General features: G+C 52.7%; 15 protein-coding genes. 13 read left to right on the top strand and 2 right to left on the bottom strand.

From position 1 onward, the window contains the following. Nucleotides 1-55: 55 nt before the first annotated feature. Genes secD through HMPREF1255_RS02750 form a run of 4 tightly spaced genes read left to right on the top strand, consistent with a single transcriptional unit; the run spans nt 56 to nt 5,772 of the window. Complete coding sequence (secD, locus tag HMPREF1255_RS02765) at nt 56-1,633, top strand: protein translocase subunit SecD (RefSeq protein WP_051394988.1); 1,578 nt, start codon at nt 56-58, stop codon at nt 1,631-1,633. Next, complete coding sequence (gene secF / locus HMPREF1255_RS02760) at nt 1,623-2,828, top strand: protein translocase subunit SecF (RefSeq protein WP_024110640.1); 1,206 nt, start codon at nt 1,623-1,625, stop codon at nt 2,826-2,828. Before secD ends, secF begins: the two co-directional genes overlap by 11 nt. Next, nucleotides 2,828-3,373, top strand: a complete 546-nt coding sequence (locus HMPREF1255_RS02755) for an adenine phosphoribosyltransferase (protein ID WP_024110973.1) — start codon at nt 2,828-2,830, stop codon at nt 3,371-3,373. The genes secF and HMPREF1255_RS02755 overlap by 1 nt, the downstream gene beginning before the upstream one ends. 44 nt (nt 3,374-3,417) lie before the next feature. Next, nucleotides 3,418-5,772, top strand: a complete 2,355-nt coding sequence (locus HMPREF1255_RS02750) for a bifunctional (p)ppGpp synthetase/guanosine-3',5'-bis(diphosphate) 3'-pyrophosphohydrolase (protein WP_024110834.1) — start codon at nt 3,418-3,420, stop codon at nt 5,770-5,772. Between the two features lie 45 nt (nt 5,773-5,817). Here HMPREF1255_RS02750 and HMPREF1255_RS02745 read toward each other — a convergent pair whose 3' ends face one another. Beyond that, nucleotides 5,818-7,095, bottom strand: a complete 1,278-nt coding sequence (locus HMPREF1255_RS02745) for a DUF349 domain-containing protein (protein ID WP_036916793.1) — start codon at nt 7,093-7,095, stop codon at nt 5,818-5,820. Here HMPREF1255_RS02745 and HMPREF1255_RS02740 point away from each other — a divergent pair. From HMPREF1255_RS02740 to HMPREF1255_RS02720, 5 genes are all read left to right on the top strand, one after another. Then, entirely contained in the window at nt 7,088-7,762 is a 675-nt protein-coding gene (locus HMPREF1255_RS02740; protein ID WP_024110551.1) for an MBL fold metallo-hydrolase, read from the top strand. The two genes, HMPREF1255_RS02745 and HMPREF1255_RS02740, sit on opposite strands and share 8 nt — an antisense overlap. A 20-nt stretch (nt 7,763-7,782) precedes the next feature. Then, the gene (hisS, locus tag HMPREF1255_RS02735; protein ID WP_016455954.1) at nt 7,783-9,111 is read left to right on the top strand and encodes a histidine--tRNA ligase; all 1,329 of its coding nucleotides are present in this window, start codon (nt 7,783-7,785) and stop codon (nt 9,109-9,111) included. A 76-nt stretch (nt 9,112-9,187) separates the two neighbouring features. Continuing rightward, entirely contained in the window at nt 9,188-10,993 is a 1,806-nt protein-coding gene (gene aspS, locus HMPREF1255_RS02730; protein ID WP_016455955.1) for an aspartate--tRNA ligase, read from the top strand. Nucleotides 10,994-11,098: 105 nt separating this feature from the next. Then, nucleotides 11,099-11,869 carry a tyrosine-protein phosphatase gene (locus tag HMPREF1255_RS02725; protein ID WP_024110575.1) on the top strand — a complete coding sequence of 257 codons (771 nt, stop codon included), beginning with the start codon at nt 11,099-11,101 and terminating at the stop codon, nt 11,867-11,869. A 105-nt stretch (nt 11,870-11,974) separates the two neighbouring features. Next, the gene (locus tag HMPREF1255_RS02720) at nt 11,975-13,330 is read left to right on the top strand and encodes a replication-associated recombination protein A (RefSeq protein ID WP_016455957.1); all 1,356 of its coding nucleotides are present in this window, start codon (nt 11,975-11,977) and stop codon (nt 13,328-13,330) included. Between the two features lie 41 nt (nt 13,331-13,371). Here the strand turns inward: HMPREF1255_RS02720 and HMPREF1255_RS02715 are convergent, their stop codons facing one another. Next, nucleotides 13,372-14,382, bottom strand: coding sequence for a YihY/virulence factor BrkB family protein (locus HMPREF1255_RS02715; protein WP_016455958.1), 1,011 nt, complete (start codon nt 14,380-14,382; stop codon nt 13,372-13,374). Between the two features lie 104 nt (nt 14,383-14,486). Here HMPREF1255_RS02715 and alaS point away from each other — a divergent pair, with 104 nt between their 5' ends. The 4 genes from alaS (at nt 14,487) to HMPREF1255_RS02695 (ending at nt 19,388) form a co-directional block, all read left to right on the top strand. Continuing rightward, nucleotides 14,487-17,165, top strand: coding sequence for an alanine--tRNA ligase (gene alaS, locus HMPREF1255_RS02710; RefSeq protein WP_024110737.1), 2,679 nt, complete (start codon nt 14,487-14,489; stop codon nt 17,163-17,165). A gap of 15 nt (nt 17,166-17,180) precedes the next feature. Continuing rightward, on the top strand, nt 17,181-17,648 hold the full coding sequence (ruvX, locus tag HMPREF1255_RS02705) for a Holliday junction resolvase RuvX (RefSeq protein ID WP_197016961.1): 468 nt from the start codon (nt 17,181-17,183) through the stop codon (nt 17,646-17,648). Nucleotides 17,649-17,788: 140 nt separating this feature from the next. After that, nucleotides 17,789-18,817, top strand: a complete 1,029-nt coding sequence (mltG, locus tag HMPREF1255_RS02700) for an endolytic transglycosylase MltG (protein ID WP_197016960.1) — start codon at nt 17,789-17,791, stop codon at nt 18,815-18,817. Further along, entirely contained in the window at nt 18,807-19,388 is a 582-nt protein-coding gene (locus tag HMPREF1255_RS02695) for a TetR/AcrR family transcriptional regulator (protein WP_016455962.1), read from the top strand. The genes mltG and HMPREF1255_RS02695 overlap by 11 nt, the downstream gene beginning before the upstream one ends. The last annotated feature ends 17 nt before the right edge of the window (nt 19,389-19,405 follow it).

Here is a 19,405-nt window from a genome sequence, read left to right as displayed (position 1 = left end):
GGCAGAAAGAAAAATTGGCGGTTTCTTATTTGCACTTGTTGTGCTGGTAGCGCTCATGGCGCTTCTGCAGACTTGGACGCCACGATTAGGTCTTGACCTTCGTGGCGGTACGACGATTCAGCTGACCGCTGCAGACGCAGGCGGAGGAACGGTAGATCCTAAGTCTCTCGAAGTAGCAGCCAATATTATTTCTCAGCGTGTCGACGGTCTCGGTGTCGGTGAAAGCTCCGTAACTATTCAGGGCGATAAGCAGATTGAGGTCTCCGTTCCCAATATGAATGGCGACGAGCTTATCGATTTGGTAGGTTCGACGGCCCGGCTGAACTTCCGTGCTGTACTTGCTGCATCTCAAGCTGAATCGATCGAATCAACTGATTCGGCAGGCTCGTCTAAGAACAGTAATTCTGCCTCTAAGAGCAGTGAAGGAGCTCAGCCTAGGATGGCTCCCCAGCTGCCTGCACAGCCGCCTGAATCGTTCACTCCGCGTCCGACTGAACCCGCAGCGGAACTCGCTCCGATTGAGAAACGTCTTGCTTATGAGCCGAGTGAGCAGGATATGTCAGAATTCCAGGCTTTCAAGTGCGGGATGGACTTCCCCGATGTCGTCGATCAGCCGTTGATTGCGTGTGACGAAGAAGGTCAGACTAAATACCTGCTCGGTCCGATGCTGGTTAGCGGTGAGGATCTCACCGATGCTAAGGCAGGCATTCCGCGAGGGCAGCTAAACTGGATCGTTTCTTTGAGCCTCAATCCGGACGGCGCTGCTGATTTCGCTCAGACCTCTAAGCAGCTGTACCAGCAGCGGTCACCGCGTAATCAGTTCGCAATTGTTCTTGACTCCAAAGTTGTCAGCGCTCCTCGAATCGAAAGCGTTATTTCAGACGGAAACGCCCAGATCAGCGGAGAGAACATCAACGAAACCTCTGCGAACTCTTTGGCAAGCACGTTGCGCTATGGTGCTCTTCCTATCGATCTAGAGGTTTCTAGCGTCGACACCATCTCACCGACCTTGGGTGGTGAGCAGCTTACTGCCGGCATTATTGCGGGCTGCATCGGTCTCGGTCTCGTTTTGCTTTATGCATTTAGCTATTACCGAGGCCTGGTGCTAGTTGTTCTCGGCTCTCTGGTTGCTGTGTCTTTGATGACGTACTCCGTCATGGTGCTGCTGGGTGATATCGTCGGTTTCGCTTTGAACCTTCCTGGTGTGGCAGGTTTCATCGTCGGTATCGGTATGACAGCGGACTCCTTCATTGTTTACTTTGAAAGAATCCGAGACGAAGTTCGTTCGGGCAGACCGCTTAGAACCGCAATCGAAACTGGCTGGCAAAAAGCTAGGAATGCCATTTTGATGGCTGACGGCGTTCAGCTTCTGGCCGCAGTGGTTCTTTACTTCCTGTCGATCGGTAGCGTCAAGGGATTCGCCTTCACGCTCGGTATCACCACCGGTCTTGATTTGTTCCTGATCGTATTCTTTACGCACCCGCTTCTCTCGATTTTCGGCCGCACCAAGTTCTTTGGTCAGGGCCACAAGTGGTCTGGCTTCTCCGCCGAGCACATGGGAGTTTCGCGTAAGACGTTGCTTGGGCGGCGACGCAGCTCCCGTCTAGCTAAGGAGGCTGCAAATGCTAACTGAGGAAAAGGAAGAGGTCGTGACCAAGGTTCCCGAGAACGAATCCTTCGTTAAACGACTTTACCGAAGCGATTTCAACATTAACTTTGTTGGTAAGCGCAAGATATGGTTCGCGTTCTCTGCGGTACTGATCCTTATCTGTTTTGCAAGCTTCTTGTTTAGGGGCTTCAACTGGGGCATCGAGTTTAAGGGTGGCTCCGTATTCCAGGCACCGACGACGGTTACAAACCAGACAGTTGGCGACTTCTCTAACGCTGTTGCTAATTCTGGAGTTTCGGAACTGGGCAGCCAGGTGAGCACCCTGAGCGGCAGCGGCGTACGTGTCCAGACACGCAGCCTGAGTACAGAAGAAGTAGTGCAGGTCCGTGAGGCGATCGCAAACCAGGCAGGTTGTGAGGCAGACGATGTTGCCTACACGTTGATTGGCCCTTCTTGGGGACAACAGATTACTAATCAAGCTCTTGGTGCGCTCGGCGTTTTCATCGTTTTAGTTTTCGGACTGATCTGGATCTATTTCCGCGATTGGCGCACGTCTCTCGGTGCGATTGTTTCTTTGATCCACGACGTTATATTGACGATGGGTGTCTTCTCGCTATTCGGGTTTACGATTACCCCGTCGACCTTAATCGGCGTTCTGACGATTCTTGGATACTCGCTATATGACACGGTTATTGTTTATGACAAGGTAGCCGAGAACACTAAGGGTATCCTGAAGCAGGATCGCACCTATTCTGAGCAGACCAACCTCGCGGTGAACCAGGTTTTGACGCGTTCGATCAACACTACGATTATCGTCGTATTGCCGGTCGTTGCTCTTTTGATTGCTGGCCTAGTTGTTCTGAACGGCGAAGGCCCCCTTGCAGATCTAGGTCTTTCTCTGTTCGTTGGCCTAGTTGCCGGCGCATATTCTTCACTGTTTATCGCGGCGCCAATCACCTGCATGCTTCGCGAACGCGATCCCGAAATAGCAAAGCACACCAAGAAGGTGCTGCGCGATCGAGAAGCGGCATCCAATAAGGCAGCTAGAAACGAAGAAAAGCCAGATAAGAAACAGGTCAAGTTTTCTGAGCCTGCAGCGAGCGGACCAGCCGGTTACGCTCTAAGCGAGGACACTCTTGAGAATGTGGAAAGATCTGAGGGCGCTTCTGGACGACCCCAACCGGCTCGTCGTCCTAGGAGCGAGAGGAAAAAACACTAATGACTAGCAATCCGCAATTCGTAGCTTCCCTGATCAGGGACGTCAAAGATTTTCCAAAGCCGGGTGTTTTGTTTAAGGACATCACGCCCGTCATTGGGGACCCTAAAGGATTGAAAGCCAGCATTGAAGCAATGCTGGAGAAAGTCCCTGACGGGGTAAATGCGGTTTGCGGAATTGAGACCCGCGGCTTCCTTTTCGGGGTGCCGATCGCACTTGAACTCGGCGTCGGATTCGTTCCGATCCGTAAACCTGGCAAACTCCCATCTGATGTTTATCAGGAAAGTTTTGATCTGGAATACGGCTCTAGTGTGCTAAACATCCACCAAGATGCTCTAGAGAAGGGGCAGAGGGTGCTGCTAATTGACGACTTACTAGCAACAGGCGGCACCCTGAGCGCAGCAGCTAAATTGATCGATCGTTTCGACGCCCAATTAGCTCAGATTCAGGTTCTCGTCGAGCTATGTGGTCTTGGTGGCCGGGAAAACCTAGCAAAGGTCACTTCGGCGCCATTCAGTGCGGTAGTCACGGACAAGGGCAGCGAATAGAGATAAAATAGCCTCTTATAGCAAGTCAGGGAGGCGAATAAGCGATGAACGACAAGGCTGATTCGCAGGACCAAACGAGTGTTTATGGTCCCTACGGGCAGGGCGGCGCGCCAGGAGCGCCTACGTCGTCGACATTAGAACGCGTAAGCACAGGCCCAGAGCAACCGCGGACTCGCATGCGCAGCCGGTGGTCGTTCCTAGGTGGGAACAAGTCTCCGCAGTCTGCGGTCCTTGACCCGCTTTTCGCTGTTGTCAGAGCTAACCATCCTCAGGCAAGCCTGGATAAGATTACTCGTGCCTACCGCACTGCCGAGCATTATCACCAGGGTCAGAAACGCAAGTCTGGCGATCCCTACATCACCCACCCGCTTGCAGTGGCCACGATTCTTGCTGAGCTGGGAATGACAGAGGCTACGCTTTGCGCAGCACTTCTGCACGACACTGTTGAAGACACCAGCTATACCCTGGCACAGCTAACCGCAGACTTCGGAGAAGAAATTGCTAATCTTGTCGATGGAGTAACGAAACTCGACAAGGTTCAATACGGCGAATCTGCAAAAGCTGAGACTTTGCGCAAGATGATCATTGCGATGAGCCATGACATCCGCGTTTTAGTCATCAAGCTTGCCGACAGGCTGCACAACATGCGCACTATCGGCTTTTTGCGCCCTGACAAGGCTCAGAGAATTGCAAAAGAGACAATTGAGATATTCGCTCCACTCGCTCACCGATTAGGCATGAACGCGATTAAGTGGGAACTGGAAGATCTATCTTTTTCTACTCTGCAGCCGAAGGTCTACGAAGAACTCGTCAGGATGGTTGCTCAAGCAGCTCCGCAGCGAGAAAAACAGCTCAGGGAAGTTATCACTGTAGTAAAGAGCGACCTAGAAAAAGCCGGGATAAAAGCTACGGTCTATGGCAGACCTAAGCATTACTACTCGATTTATCAAAAAATGGTTGTGCGAGGCAGGGACTTCGACGATATCTATGACTTGGTAGGCATTCGAATTCTTGTCGATAAAGTTCGCGACTGCTACGCGGCTTTGGGCGTAATGCATACCCGATGGAACCCGCTACCTGGTAGGTTCAAAGACTATATCGCGATGCCGAAGTACAACATGTACCAGTCGCTCCACACCACGGTTTTGGGTACTGGCGGACGTCCGGTTGAGTTCCAAATCAGAACCCACGAGATGCATAAACGTGCCGAATACGGTGTTGCCGCCCACTGGAAATACAAGGCTAATCCAAACGCCACAAGTGCTGCTGACGAAACAACCAGCAAACTGTCTTGGGTCCGTCAGCTATCCGAGTGGCAGGCCGAGACAAAGGACCCAGGGGAGTTCCTCGACGCACTTCGCTATGAGATCAACGCCACCGAAGTTTATGTATTTACTCCTCGGGGTGACGTCGTAGCGCTTCCTCAAGATTCGACTCCAGTGGATTTGGCATACGCTATCCACACTGAGGTTGGACACCATTGCATCGGGGCTAGGGTAAACGGCAGACTTGTTCCGCTTGAATCAAAGCTGAACAACGGAGACCAAGTTGAGATCCTGACTAGTAAGGCCGACGACGCTGGGCCAAGCCGAGATTGGCTAAATTTTGTTGCTAGCTCCAGGGCTAAAAGCAAGATTAAGTCTTTCTTCACCAAGTCTCGTAGGGACGAGGCCATCGAGATCGGAAAAGATCTGCTTGCCAAGCAGATTCGCAAGGCAAGCCTTCCGCTGCAACGTCTCCTGACCGTCGAATATCTGACCTCGGTGGCGGATACTTTCAAAGTTCCTGACGTAAACGGTCTTTACGCCGCAATTGGTGAGAACAATATCAGTGCTCAGTCTGTCGTCCAGCGGCTCATCGAGATCGAGGGCGGAATCGAAGACACCGCCGATGAAGCGATGGAAGATCAACTGGCAGGCGTGACCACAAAGCACGTAAAGCGTTCCAGCGCTAACGGTGTGATGGTCGAAGGCGATCCTGATCTTTGGGTAAAACTGGCAAAGTGCTGCACTCCGGTTCCAGGCGACGAGATCATCGGATTTATCACCCGCGAACGAGGTGTATCGGTTCACCGAAAGAATTGCACTAATGCAGCCGATCTACTGAATCAGCCCGACAGGATCGTCGCGGTAGATTGGGCTCCGACTAGCTATACCTCTGGATTCTTGGTTACCATCCAGATTGAGTGCCTCGACCGCTCGGGCCTGTTGAGCGACGTGACTCGACTCGTTTCCGATCAGGGCGGTTCAATCACCGCGGCGAATGTCCACACCTCGAAGAATCGGACGGCGAAGATTCGTCTTACCTTCGAGGGCTCTGACTCCGATCATCTGGCGCATCTTGTGGAAACCCTCCGGAAGGTTTCCGGCGTATACGACGTATACCGAGTTAAACAATAAAAAATTATCGCCTGTCAATCGACAGGCGATAATTTTTGTTTGAGTTTAGGCAGAGAACTCGTCAAGCGTCTTCTGGGCTTGTTCTAGCCAGCTTGAGTAAATAGCAATCTGGTCGCGAAGCTTAGCTGCCTTCTTATCGCCCTTTGCTTCCGCTTCTTCGGCCTGCCTTGTCAGCTTTTGAATCTGCTCGGTGAACGTAGCAACAGTGTCTTCAGCGCGCTGTCTCGCTTCGGGATCAGTGCGCTTCCATTCGGCCTCTTCAACCTGCTTGATAGCCTGTTCGATCGCGTTTACCCTGCGGTCGAGCGGACGCATGGCGTCGCGAGGTACTCGGCCAATTTCGTTGTATTTTTCCAGGAACTCGGCGAATGACGCCTTGGCGGCCTTGATCTCCTTAACAGGAAGAATCTTTGCCTCGTACTCGTCGAGCAGCTTTTCCTTAGCCTTCTGGTTGCCTTCATATTCCTCGTCTTGGGCAGCAAAAGCAGCCGTCCTTGCATCGAAGAACTTGTCTTGTAGCCCACGGAATTCGCTCCAAAGCTTTTCTTCGTCTTCTCGGCGAGCGGAACCGGCAGCTTTCCAGCGGCTCATGAGATCACGGAATTCTCCAGCAGTGGGGCCCCAATCAGTCGAATCTGCGATCTTTTTCGCCTCTTCGATTATTCCTAGCTTGATCACCCGGGCGCGATCGCGGCGCTCATTCTGCTGGGACTGGTAGGCCTTACGTCCCTTTGTGTACTTGCTACGGGCAGCGCTGAAGCGCGCCCAAAGATCGTCGTCGGTCTTGCGGTCAATCCTAGGTAGTTTCTTCCACTTATCGACTAGAGACTGGAACTTAGACATGCCTCGACGCCAGTCGCCAGAATCGGCAATCTTTTCAGCGTCAGCAATCATTTTTTCTTTGAGTTCTTTAGTCTCTTCGTTCTGCTGGAGCCGCTGTTGCTTACGCTCTTGTGCATTCTCTTCGATGATCGGCACAAGCGCATCTAGCCTCGCGATCAGGCCGTTCAGGTCGCCTACTGCATTGGCGGCCACGACGTTTGCCCTAGCTGCAGAGACAGACTTCTGAGCGTCTCTGGCGAGCGTGCCTGATTTAACTCTTTGCTCCAGTAACTGAACCTCGGTTTCTAGAGACCTAAAGCGCTTAACAAAGAAAGCCAGCGCCTTTTCGGGATCTGCACCGGGTATTTGACCTACTTCGCGTTCTCCATCCGTGGTCTTAACAAATACTTTTCCATCGTTATCCACTCGGCCGAACGCTTCAGGCCTAGACGTATCACTCATGACATCTATTTTGCACGATAGACTTGGTTTTGTGTTCATTGCCACATTTCCTGCCGGTATCTGGCAGACGAATTGCTATTTAATTGCTAAAGACGAGACGAGCCCAGTGGTGGTCATCGACCCCGGTGTGGATGCTGCCGATGTCGTCAGGAAGACCTTGGCAGAAAGAAATATGAAAATAGGCGCGGTCATCGCCACCCACGGACACATCGACCACATTGCAAGTGCTGCGCTTCTCGCAAACGAGGCAAAAGTTGCCATGTGGATGCATCCCGGTGACGATTTTATGCTTACTGACCCGGTTGCGGGCCTGGGGGAGAGTTCAAGAGGGTTGCTCACTGAGCTAGGCCTACTGAGCTTGGACGAACCAGAATTGCGCGAGGAATTTTCCGATGGCCAGGAGCTGTCTACTTGCGGGCTGGATTTCAAAATTCACCATTTCCCAGGGCATTCTCCGGGCTGCGTTAATCTAGTTACCGAAACTGAGCAGGCGCCTTTGGTGTTCACCGGCGACGTTTTATTCAACGGATCAATTGGCCGGACTGATCTGCCAGGTAGCGATCCGAACCAGATGCGCAATAGTCTTAAGCGGCTGGTTGAAAAACTGCCTAGCGATGCGATGCTCGCACCCGGTCACGGGCCGACTTCGACCATGCAAGAGGAATTAGCCAACAACGCGTTCTTGACTGGGCGCGCAGGATTCTAAAGAGATAAGAGGAGAAAGTAGTGGCTCGTCCTAAGCCTCTGTCAGGCTTCCCGGAGTTTTTGCCAGCGCAGCGTCTGGTTGAGCAGCGTGTTATTGACGTGTTGCGTCAGACGTTCGAGCTGCACGGATTTGCGAACATCGAGACGCGAGCAGTTGAAACGCTGGAATCTCTAAACCGTAAAGGTGAAATTACCAAAGAGGTCTATACGGTTCGTCGCCTTCACGCCGAAGGCAATCAGCCCGATGAGCTCGGTCTTCACTTTGATCTGACTGTTCCTCTAGCAAGGTACGTGGTTGAACACGCTGGACATTTGCAATTCCCGTTTAGGCGCTACCAGATCCAGAAAGTTTGGCGTGGCGAGCGTCCCCAAGAGGGACGATATCGTGAGTTTCGCCAGGCGGATATTGACATCGTCGGAAATGGCGCCCTATCCGCCCACCACGATGTTGAGGCAATGCTAGTGATGCTAGAGGCGTTCGAGGCTCTGCACGAGAAGATCGGAATTCCGCAGGTGCGGATACACGTTAACAACAGGAAGCTTTCTGAAGGTTTTTACCGTGGTTTAGGCATCGAGGAAACCGACCAAGTGCTTCAGCGCGTCGATAAATACGACAAGATCGGCGCAGATGCAGTTAAAGAACTTCTTGTTGACGAGCTAAGCCTCTCTGAGGAGGTAGCGCAGAAGTGTGTTGAGCTCGCTGGGATAAGCAGCACCGATTCAAGTTTCGTTTCGCATGTTCGCGCTTTGGGCGTCGAGAACGAGATGTTGGATGAGGGCCTCAAAGAACTTGAGGATGTAGTAGTCGCAGCCAACCGTATCGCTGCGGGACGCGTGGTCGCCGACCTGAAGATCGCTCGAGGTCTTGACTACTACACAGGCACTGTTTACGAGACCGAACTGGTCGGTCACGAAAAAATGGGTTCTGTCTGCTCGGGCGGCAGGTACGACGCTCTCGCCAGCGATGGTAAAACCACTTATCCAGGAGTTGGAATCTCCATGGGCGTGACTCGTTTGCTCGGACCTATCCTCTCGCGTGGAGAACTGATTGGTAGCAGAAGCGTCCCGAGCGCAGTACTGGTTGCGGTAACAAACGAGGAGGAGCGGGCGGAAGCCACAGACGTAGCAACTGCTCTTCGTCACCGCGGCATCCCATGCGAGGTCGCCCCGAACGCGGCTAAGTTCGGCAAGCAGATTCGGCACGCTGATCGAAGGGGAATTCCTTTTGTCTGGTTCGGCGGTTTGAACGGCGAAGTTAAGGACATCAGGTCGGGTGACCAGCATCCGGCTAGTGCTTCGGAGTGGATGCCGGAAGAGAGCGACATCTACCCCCAAGTTGTCTCTAACTAGTTTTGAACGACATCTAGATCTAAACTGACCAAGCTAGCCCGTACTGTCTATACGGGCCTATCTTTGAAAGGGAAATATGATTCGCACACATGACGCCGGCACGCTCACCAAGGCAGACATCGGTAAAACCGTGACTTTGGCCGGATGGGTGAACGCCCGCCGAGATCATGGTGGCGTTGTTTTCATCGATCTTCGCGATGCCACAGGTATTGCCCAGTTGGTGTTTCGCGAAGACCTGGTGGAAAAACTCGGTGCTCACAAGCTGCGCAACGAGTTCTGCATCGAGGCCACTGGCGAGGTGCAGCTTCGTGACGAGGAAACCATCAACCCGAAGATGCCGACCGGCGAGATCGAAATTGGTGTGGCAACACTAAAGGTGCTGAGCACGTCTGATCCTCTGCCGTTCCCCATTGACGAGAGGGTTAACGTAGGCGAAGACGCGAGGTTCCGCTATCGTTACCTAGATCTTCGTCGCCCAAAGCCCGCTGCGGCTATTCGCATGCGTTCTAAAGTTAACCAGGCGGCTCGCCGGGTTCTGGAGCAGCATGATTTCGTCGAAATCGAAACTCCGACTCTTACGCGTTCCACCCCAGAAGGTGCCCGCGACTTCCTAGTTCCCGCACGTTTGGTTCCAGGATCTTGGTATGCGCTTCCACAGAGCCCGCAGCTGTTCAAGCAGCTGTTGATGGTCGCTGGCATGGAACGCTATTACCAGATCGCGCGCTGCTACCGAGACGAGGACTTCCGAGCAGATCGCCAGCCTGAGTTCACTCAGCTCGATATCGAGATGAGCTTCGTAAACCAGGAAGACGTCATGGCGTTAGCCGAGCAGCTGGTCAGCGAGATTTGGCAGCTGATCGACTACAACATTCCGACCCCGCTGCCTCGTATCAGCTTCGAGGACGCCATGAATAAGTATGGCTCCGACAAGCCAGATCTTCGTTACGATCTGCCGCTGGTTGATCTGACCGAATTCTTCGCTAACACACCGTTCAGGGTCTTCCAGAATCCCTACGTAGGCGCGATCGTCATGCCGGGAGGCGCATCCCAGCCGCGTCGTACGTTCGATGCTTGGCAGGATTGGGCACGCCAGCGTGGCGCCAAGGGCCTTGCATACGTCACCATCGACGGTGAAGGCAATCTCGGCGGTCCGGTAGCAAAGAACATCTCGGAAGAAGAACGCAATGGCCTGGCAGAAGCCACCTCGGCTAAGCCAGGAGACTGCATCTTCTTTGCCGCGGGTGAGAAGACAGCTTCTCAGATGCTTCTGGGGGCGGCTCGCCAGGAGATAGCGAAACGTTGCGATCTAATCGACGACAACCAGTGGAGCTTCTGCTGGGTTGTCGATGCTCCGCTGTTTAAACCGGCATCCGAGGCTAAGGCCGAGGGAGACGTGGCGGTTGGTGAAGGCGCATGGACTGCTGTCCACCACGCTTTCACTTCACCCAAGCCGGAGTACCTGGATAACTTCGAGGAAGATCCAGCTAACGCTCTGTCTGACGCATACGACATCGTTTGCAATGGCAACGAGATCGGTGGTGGATCAATTCGTATCCACCGCAAGGATATCCAGGAACGTGTCTTCAAGGTCATGGGCATCGGCGAAGAAGAGGCTCAGGCAAAGTTCGGGTTCCTTCTGGACGCTTTCTCCTACGGCGCTCCGCCGCACGGTGGAATCGCTTTTGGCTGGGACCGCATCGTTTCCCTGCTGACGCACTCCGAGTCTATCCGCGAGGTCATTGCATTCCCGAAGACCGGAAACGGCTTCGACCCGCTTACCGGCGCACCTGCTCCAATTACAAAGCTGCAGCGTCGTGAGACGGGCGTCGACTTCAAGCCGAAGAAGGACGACAAGAAAGAAAAGGCTGAAGAAGCCAAATAATATTTGAGTTAGGGCCGTCTTTTGGGCGGCCCTAATTTTTTCTCATTCTGGTCTCTTCACCGGCGATTTACTTTTTGTTTCTCTGCGCTTGCTAGATTCGCATGTATGAAGACGAATTGGATAGATCTTGCTGGCGTTGTGAATATGAGGGACCTAGGTGGTCGCACAACAGAAGATGGGCGAGTTTTCCGGTCCGGTGTGGTTTTGCGCTCTGACAATCTGGGCGCTTTGAGCGACGATGCTCAAAATACTCTGTTAAGCGATTACAGCTTGAGCGACGTAATCGATTTACGCACTAACCGTGAATTGCAAATCGACCCCGCCTGGCCTTTTGGCGAGTTGGTTAAGCGCCATCATCTAAGTCTTTATCCCGAGGACGATCCATCAGATCCGCTACCGCCCTGGGCGGGCGAAATTGGCGGAGAAGCTATAGCTCCGAGCGATCACGCCCATCGAACTGCAAATCACTATCTTGGTTACTTCAAGTGGCGTCCTGAAAATCTGGTTGAGGCGCTTCGAACAGTAATTTCTGCTAACGGTGCAACGATCATTAACTGCGCTGCGGGTAAGGATCGGACCGGCACGACGTGTGCAGTCCTGTTGAAGGCCGTTGGCATCCCGGACGATCAGGTGATCGAAGAATACGCAGAATCTAATGCCAAAGTTCCTGCGATTCTTGAGCGGTTAGGTCAGGCAGCCGCAGCAGGTTCTGCTGAGATGGACGCAAGAGTATCGTCCCAGTCCACGCCCGCGAAAGCAATGGAGTTGCTACTCGGCCTGATCGAAGAAAAGATTGGTGGACTGAACAATTGGCTTGATCGAAATGGCTGGACGCAGACTGATCAGAACAATTTGGAAGAAAAAGTATTGGGCTAGAACCTTTTGATTCGGGTGAAAGCTTATTTAATTAAGAAGCAGTGGAATTCGTTTCGATTATATGTTTGACGCGAAACTTCTTGCTTACAAGCTAGCCTGGATGTCGTGAGCGAAGATCTTTTCGGAAATATAACGTCTGACCCTATCGAGTCGACGGTGAATTCGCTGTCGGACGGGGATAATGCTCAGGCCCCGCTTGCAGTGCGCATGCGTCCCAGGATCCTCGATGAAATCGTCGGTCAGAAACACCTGTTGGCTCCGGGTTCACCGCTGCGCAGGCTGGTCGAAGGCACAGGAGCTATGTCTGTGTTCCTATGGGGGCCTCCTGGTGTTGGAAAGACAACGATCGCTTCTGTGGTTGCCAACGCTACTAAGGGCAGGTTTGTGGAGATATCTGCAGTTAGTGCTGGAGTAAAGCAGGTCCGCTCTGAAATAGAGACCGCAAAGCGTGAACTAGCCAGGGGAAATTCGACGGTTCTCTTCGTAGATGAGGTGCATAGATTTAATAAGGCGCAGCAAGACGTCTTGCTGCCCGCGGTGGAGAATCGGCTAGTCACACTCATTGCTGCCACCACAGAAAATCCAAGTTTCTCGATTATTTCTCCGCTGCTGTCAAGATCTTTGCTTCTGACACTAGAACCGCTTACAGCTGAGGATATCGGAGTTCTTCTGGACCGAGCACTCGCAGATGATCGAGGCTTAAAAGGCAAGTTCGAACTCGATGCGCAGGCCCGAGATTCGATTCTGCAGTTGGCAGGTGGCGACGCTAGGCGCTCCCTTACCTACCTAGAGGAGGCGGCAAGGGCAGCGGAAGCTAAAGGGCAAACCATCATTGACGCTGAGGTTCTAGAACAATCTGTTGACAGGGCCGCGGTGCGCTACGACCGCGATGGCGATCAGCACTACGACGTCATCAGCGCGTTTATTAAGTCGGTTAGGGGCTCTGACGTAGACGCTGCTCTGCACTACTTAGCGCGGATGACAGAAGCAGGGGAGGACCCACGATTCATCGCCCGCCGTCTGGTCATACTTGCTAGCGAGGATATCGGGATGGCGGCCCCTTCGGTTTTGCAGACCTGTGTTGCCGCTGCTCAAGCCGTTCAGCTTATCGGTATGCCGGAAGCCAGGCTAAATCTGGCTCAGGCAACAATCGCAGCAGCTACTGCGCCGAAATCGAACTCTGTGATAACCGCCATCGATTCTGCCCAGGCTGATGTCAGAGCCGGAAAGATCGGTCAGGTACCTGCTCATCTACGAGACGCCCATTACGCGACTGCGAAGAACTACGGTCATGGCAAAGGCTATAAATACGCTCACGATTTTCCCCACAATGTTGCGCGACAGCAGTATCTACCTGATGAACTACGCGATGTTGAATATTACAAACCAAGCGCGAATGGCAATGAGGCTCAAATTTCAGAAAGACTAAACACTCTCCGGGGATTACTTGGAAAAAAGTAGGGGTCGTCGACCTTTCGATCGACACCCCCCCAAAAAAAGGCCTAATCGGTTATGCCTGTTCGAATTTCATGCGCTTCTTTAGCCAATCGATCCGCCTTTTCCTTAGCGGCTCGCAAACCGTCTGATTCTTGAGGCGTCTTGAGTAACTTACGTTCTGCAGGCATCCCTAGCCGGAGCTGCCTGGTCCTTTCGATTTCTGCGTCCAAAGTCGCTCCGAGGAGCAGCGCAATGTTCGTCACCCAGAAGAGCAGTAGGGCAATAATAACTCCGGCAAACGTGCCGTAAGTCTTGTTGTAGTTTCCGAAATTGGCCAGGTAGAAACCGTATCCTGCAACAGAAACTAATGCGACGATTACAGCGGTTGCGGAACCTGCCGTAAGTGGATGGAATTTTCCGCGTTTCAGGTTTGGCCCGAAGTGATAGAGCACTGAGACCATCGCGATCAGCACTGCAAGCAAAATGGGCCACTTGACGATGTTCCAAACGAGAATTGCTGTGTCGCCTAACCCGATGAATCTTCCGACAGCCCCCGCAATATGTCCTGATAGGACTAAAGCAAGCAGAGCGATAACCAAGGTGAACACGAGGACTATCGTTATTACGAACTGCAAGATTTTCAGTTTGATACTGTTTCGTCCTTCTTCGATTCGATACACCTTGTTCAGTGCTCTAGAAAAAGCAGCAACGTAACCACTAGCCGACCAAAGAGCCACCAAAATACCGACGATTAACGCGATTGGTGCGCCCGGCGAATCTAGGAACCCCTCGACGATGCCTTTTATCATTCCGACCGCCTGCTCATCTTGCATCGAATTCTCGATCATTGAGAATATGGCCGGCATCACCTTGTCGGACTGTCCGATGAGTTGCAATATCGATACAAGTGCAAGGAGAGCAGGGAAGATCGTCTGCACGGTGAAGTAAGTAAGGGTTGCAGCTACGTCAGTGGTCTGATTTTCGCTAAAGCGAGCTAGCGTAGCTTTAAGAGCGAATTTCCTGTCCTTCGCGTTAAGGCTAGGACGGGGTGAATCTATCTGTTTGGTAGTGGTCACTGTTACAGCCTACATAAGCGGTTGTGTTTATTTATTGCTTTAAGCGCTAGGCTTAGCGAGTTAAGAAGTGCTTTTTATGCTCTGAGGACAAAGAGGGAAGGTAAATGAAAGCAGCAGAAATTGGCCGCAGGTATCTAGATTTTTTTGCGGCCCGAGCACACACCGTAGTGCCAAGCGCATCGTTGCTGTACAACGATCCCACGCTGTTATTCGTTAACGCAGGTATGGTCCCGTTCAAGCACTACCTGGTTGGCGAGGAGCCTTCCCCCTGGCCACGAGCCACCAGCATCCAGAAGTGCGTGCGCACTCTGGACATCGATGATGTGGGTAAGACCACCAGGCATGGCACTTTCTTCCAGATGCTTGGTAACTTCAGCTTCGGCGATTACTTCAAGAAAGAAGCTATAGAGTGGGCCTGGGAGCTCGTAACCAGCAGCCAAGACGATGGTGGTTTCGGTTTTTCTCCAGATCAGATCTGGGTAACTGTTCTTGGCCCAGGGCTGCATCCGTCGTACCCTAAGGGAGATATCGAAGCCAAGGAAACCTGGCTGAAAATGGGGGTTCCTGAGGAGCGCATCCAATTCCGCGGGTTGAAAGACAATTATTGGACGATGGGCGTTCCCGGTCCTGGTGGCCCATGCTCCGAAATCTACGTAGACCGCGGTCCTGCTTACGGCAAGGACGGCGGCCCTGAGGCCGATGAGGATCGATTCCTTGAGATCTGGAACTTGGTCTTTGAGACCGAGGTGCTCTCTGAAGTTCGAGCAAAGGACGATTTCGATGTACAGGCCCCTTTGAAGAGTAAAAACATCGATACTGGTGCTGGCCTAGAGCGCATCGCGTATTTGCTTCAGGGCAAGAACAACATGTACGAGATCGATGAGATCTTCCCTGTGATTGAGCGCGCATCGGAACTTACTGGCAAGAAATACGGTGCCGATAATGGCGACGATGTTCAGCTGCGAGTCATTGCCGACCACGTGCGAAGCGCTCTGATGCTGATGACCGATGGCGTTACTCCCGGTAACGAGGCTCGTGGGTACGTTCTTCGTCGCCTGTTGCGTCGTTCGATCAGGTCGATGAGGCTGCTGGGCAACGATTCGGAGTCTCTTGTCGAGCTTCTCGACGTTAGCCGCAATCAGATGAATGTCTCCTACCCAGACATCAATGAACAGTGGCCGCGCGTCAAGGAAATCGCTGCGAATGAGGAATCCACCTTCCACCGCACTTTGGCATCGGGCACGACTCTTTTCGAGAACGCCGTTATCGATACTAAGAAGGCAGGAAGCAAGAAGCTTTCCGGAGACAAAGCCTTCCAGCTGCACGATACTTTCGGGTTCCCGATCGATTTGACGCTCGAAATGGCTGCCGAGCAAGGCTTGGAAGTCGATCAAGAGCAGTTCACTAAGCTGATGGCAGATCAGAAAGCTAGGGCTAAAGCTGACGCCAGGGCTAAGAAGGGCGCTGCGGCCTCTATTGACGCATACCAGCAGCTACGCGCTGATGGCGAGACACCGTTCCGTGGCTACACAGATTTGAGCCTACCGACTACTGTTCGCGGTCTCATCCAGAATGGACAGGTTGTTTCGTCCGCTAAGGGTGGCAACGTGGTGGAGATCGTTCTAGACGAAACTCCGTTCTATGCCGAGTCTGGCGGCCAGGACTCTGACGCAGGTGTAATTAAGACGGCTGCCGGAGACCTAGAGGTGCTGGATGTGCAGCGTCCTGTTCCAGGCCTGATCGTCCACAAGGTGCAACTTGACAGCGACCTTGCGCTTGGCGAGGAGATCTTCGCTGAGGTAGATGCGGCTCACCGCCTCGGTAGCTGTCAGGCGCACAGTGCTACCCACATCGTGCATGCCGCACTGCGTGAATTGGTTGGGCCAACTGCTACCCAGGCTGGCTCTTACAATAAGCCCGGTTACTTGCGGTTTGACTTCTCAAGCCAGAAGGGACTTTCCGACCAGCTTCGTAAAGAGATCGAAGAACGCTGCAATGTAGCGATTCACGATAACCTGCAGGTCAGCGTTCAGCAGATGAAGCTTGCTGACGCTAAGAAGCTAGGCGCGATGAGCCTTTTCGGTGAAAAGTATCCTGATGTGGTCCGAATGGTCGAGATGGGCGGGCCTTGGAGCCGCGAGCTTTGCGGCGGAACGCACGTTTCCTCAAGCGCAGAGATTGGCCTTATCGACCTGGTAGGAGAGCAGTCGATCGGCTCGGGCACCAGAAGGGTGGAAGCCCTTGTTAGCATGGATGCGTTCAGCCACTTGGCTGCAGAACGTGCGCTCGTTAACCAGCTGACTGATGTTCTTAAGGTTTCGCCTGAGCAAATGCCAGAACGCATCAGTTCGTTAATCGAGGAACTAAAGAACGCCCAAAAGCAGATCGCATCGCTGAAGGCCGCGCAGCTTTCAGCCAATATCGCTGGCTATCTGGAACAGGCAAATGATATCGACGGCGTCAGTGTCGTAACCCAGACAGTCACAGATGTGGACGCAGGAGAGCTGAGAAATCTCGCTTCCGACGTTCGTGATCGGATCAAAGGCGCTGGAGTTGTAGCCCTGATCGGCCTAGGCGAAAAGGTTTCTGTAGTCGTTGCGACGAACGAAGAAGCACGCGATCGTGGTCTAAAGGCTGGCGATCTGGTCAAGGTCGCTGCGGGAGAACTTGGCGGCAAAGGTGGCGGTAAGCCCGATATGGCTCAAGGAGGCGGATCTAATCCTGCTGGCGCTGAAAAAGCCTTGGAGCAAGTAATTGCTGCCACTGGCAGGTCCCTCTCATAAATGATCAGAAAAGGCGTGCGACTGGCAATCGACTGGGGCAAAGCCCGAGTCGGGGTCGCCTCGTGCGATCGGGACTGTCTTCTCTGCTATCCGGTGGAGACAGTCCCGAATAGCGCGAAAGATCCTGAACCTGCGCTGCGAAGAATCGATGAGTTAGTAAGCGAATACGATCCATTTGAGTTAATTCTTGGCTGGCCTATCGATCTCAGGGGCAAAAACGGTTTAGCAGTTCAGCACATGACAAAAGTTGCAGCTATGCTGTCACAGAGATTGTCAATTCCAATTCGGGTAGTGGACGAACGGTTGTCTACTGCCACGGTTGCGAAACAGTTTGAAGAAATTGGCCGTAATACTAAGAAACGCAGAGCAGTAATCGACCAAGCTGCTGCTGTGTCGATTTTGGAGCAGGCCTTAGAGAAGGAAAGACAAACTGGTCTTCCGGCTGGCAAACTATTTCGTATTGATGACCCAGACGGGAGTTAGCTTTGAAAGACCATGCACCAAAGCGCGGGTACAGCGAAGGCCCTGGTTTTTTCGAGCATGCGCTGGAAAAAACTGCTGAGATGCCAAAAGAAAAAAGAGAAATCCGAAAGCGCAAAAGCAGGCTGAAAAGCATCATTGCTGTGTTTGTGTCTTTGGTGATCATCTTCGGTGGTGGATATTTCGTTTACGCAAAAGTAATGAATTATTGGCGTGCAAACACTGCTGTCGACTATCCGGGTCCTGGCAGCGGTGAGGTCATCATTTCTGTGGAGGAAGGATGGACGGCAACCGACATAGGCGCTGAGCTAGCCGATAAAGACGTGGTCGCTTCTCAAAAGGCTTTCGTGAAGGCGGCAAAGGCCGAGCCGCTGTCCAGTAGCATTCAGGTCGGAAGCTACAAGATGAAGTTGCAGATGACAGCCGATGATGCTTTGTCCATCCTGATTGACCCGAATAATCGACTTCGTAACAACATCACTTTCCGAGAGGGACTACGTAATTCTCAAGTAGCGTCTCTGATTTCTGCGAGCACGGGCATATCCACTGACGAAGTTTCTTCGGCGATGGAAAGTGGCGAGATCGGATTGCCGTCCTACGCATCGGGGTCAGAAGGATACCTATTCCCAGAAACCTACGAGTTCGATCAGAGCCCTTCGGCGAAACAGATTTTGTCCCAAATGACGACTCACTTTAAGAATGTCGCGGGAGAACTCGAGCTGGTGCCCAAAGCTGAAAAGCTCGGTTACACGCCTCAAGAGATCGTGACGATCGCCAGCATAATTGAAAAAGAGATCAGGCATCCCGAGCAGGCTCCGGACGTCGCTCAGGTGATCTACAACCGCCTGAAGGCAGGCATGAAGCTACGAATGGACTCGACGGTTCACTATGCCGTTGGGGACAGCGGCGAGACTGTCATGACGACTGATGAGCAGCGTCAAATTGATTCCCCATACAACACGTATAAATACGAAGGTCTTCCGCCTGGGCCAATCTGTAATCCAGGAAAAACTGCCCTGGCTGCTGCGTTAAACCCTAGTAAGGGGGATTACATGTTTTTCGTCACAGTGAACATCGAGACGGGAGAGACCCGCTTCGCTGCGACCGAGGAAGAACACAGCGAAAACGTAAAGATGTTCCAGCAGTATTGCAGGGAGCACGATGGCTGCTGAGCCTAGCCACCGGGAAAAAGTTCTCGAGACTTTAATTGATGCAGCTGACAATATCCTTAGGTCCAGCCAAAAGCTGACCGCAGCTGAGGTTAGCTCTTCTGCTTGTATCGCCAGGAACTCCATCTACAGGTACGTTGATTCGGTTGATGACCTACGCGGATTGGTACTGGCCAGATACGTTCCGGCTTGGGAGAAGGCTATTGTCGAGGCTTTGAAAGAAATCGATGATCCTATTGATCGGTTGGTGGTTTGGCTCGACACAAACCTCTGCCAGGCGAAACTAACTGGGCATAACTGGTTGATGAATATTTCTCACATGGCTAAGAACAGCAACGCGACTAAGGACGTTGCTCGCTTCGCTCACAGAGTGCTGTGGGGCGAACTGGACGGTTGCTGGAAAGCGATTGTAAAAGACGAAGCGGATGCTCGGCGCTGGTCGTTTCTAACTTTAGGGCTTCTTCAGAACGCTTTCGGACAGGTCGAAAGAGAATATGACTTCGACCGGCTCCGAGAGCTGGTAAGACGATCTGGAAGAGCATTGGCGCAGGCTGCTCAGCGAGATCAAATATAAAAAGCTTGCTTTCTCGG

Source organism: Propionimicrobium sp. BV2F7 (assembly GCF_000510445.1).
In the GTDB taxonomy this organism is placed as follows: domain Bacteria; phylum Actinomycetota; class Actinomycetes; order Propionibacteriales; family Propionibacteriaceae; genus Propionimicrobium; species Propionimicrobium lymphophilum.
This window is presented reverse-complemented; position numbering and strand designations above follow the sequence as displayed.